2 protein-coding genes are annotated in these 1,003 nt (G+C 48.2%); both read left to right on the top strand.

Features of this window, described 5'->3' with window-relative positions; genetic code table 11:
- Positions 1-31: 31 nt before the first annotated feature.
- Positions 32-436 carry an IS630 transposase-related protein gene (locus tag VPK24_RS07960; protein ID WP_393011968.1) on the top strand — a complete coding sequence of 135 codons (405 nt, stop codon included), beginning with the start codon at positions 32-34 and terminating at the stop codon, positions 434-436.
- The gene (locus tag VPK24_RS07955) at positions 417-983 is read left to right on the top strand and encodes an IS630 family transposase (RefSeq protein WP_393011966.1); all 567 of its coding nucleotides are present in this window, start codon (positions 417-419) and stop codon (positions 981-983) included. The genes VPK24_RS07960 and VPK24_RS07955 overlap by 20 nt, the downstream gene beginning before the upstream one ends.
- Positions 984-1,003 lie beyond the last annotated feature (20 nt).

Genomic DNA, 1,003 nt, shown 5'->3' with positions numbered 1-1,003 from the left:
AGAGATGAGCAAGCCAAGGGATAGATGACGCATGAAAGCCTACTCAGTGGATCTCCGAGAAAAGATTGTGGCAGCACACCTGGTCAATCAAGAATCGATCCGCAAAGTTGCTGCTCGGTTTTCTGTGGCCAAAAGTCTCGTCCAAAAACTCGTGAAGCAGTACCGAACGAAAGGCAATCTAGCTCTGAAGCATCGAGGGAAACCTCGGCTGAGTCATTTGAGTCATGCCGAAGCGCAAGCACAGGTCAGAGACCTGGTGGCAGAGCGTCCTGATGCCACCCTCAAAGAATTGTGTGAATCCTTTGCACAACTGACGGGTCATGGGGTTAGCTCATCAGCCATGCACCGCTGTTTAAACAAATTAAAACTATCCCGTAAAAAAAACTCGATATGCCAGCCAAGCCGCTACCGAAAGAGTGCAAGGGCTGAGAGTTGACTATTGGCAAGAGATTGAGGGTATCGACCTAGCCAACTTGGTGTTCCTGGATGAATCAGGCTTCCTGTTGGGGAGTAATCGTCCCTATGGTCGTTCACCGAAGGGGACAAGACTACGAGAGGCGCAGGCATTTTACCGAGGAAAGAAAGTGACTACTGTCGGAGCAATAACCGTTCATCGAGTTTTGGCCTTGATGACCCTAGATGGGTCTCTAGATGGAGCAGCATTTAACGTATTTATCGATCATTTTTTAATTCCTCAACTCTGGGCTGGTGCGGTTGTCGTGATGGATAACCTCTCAGTTCATAAGTTAGCCAGCATTGTGCCCAAGATTGAAGCAGTCGGGGCACGGGTCATTGATTTATCCCCCTACTCTCCAGATTTCAATCCGATTGAGCTGTTGTGGTCACAACTGAAGTCGTTTGTTCTAGGATTTGCTCCTACCACTACCGCAATGCTTGATCAACTGCTGGCGGTTGCTCTTCGATTAATTGATCCCCAATATCTCAGAAACTGGTTTGCTCATTGCTGCTACTGCACCTCATAGCACTGGAAAGTGCTGTAATT

The sequence above is a fragment of the Limnothrix redekei LRLZ20PSL1 genome (assembly GCF_043235035.1).
In the GTDB taxonomy this organism is placed as follows: Bacteria; Cyanobacteriota; Cyanobacteriia; order CACIAM-69d; family CACIAM-69d; genus CACIAM-69d.
The sequence above is the reverse complement of the archived record's forward strand: the minus strand, read 5'-3'. Positions and strand labels throughout refer to the sequence as shown.

Excerpts from the sequence above, each read along its gene's own strand:
- VPK24_RS07960 (WP_393011968.1), top strand. The coding sequence starts at position 32 with ATGAAAGCCTACTCAGTGGATCTCCGAGAAAAGATTGTGGCAGCACAC.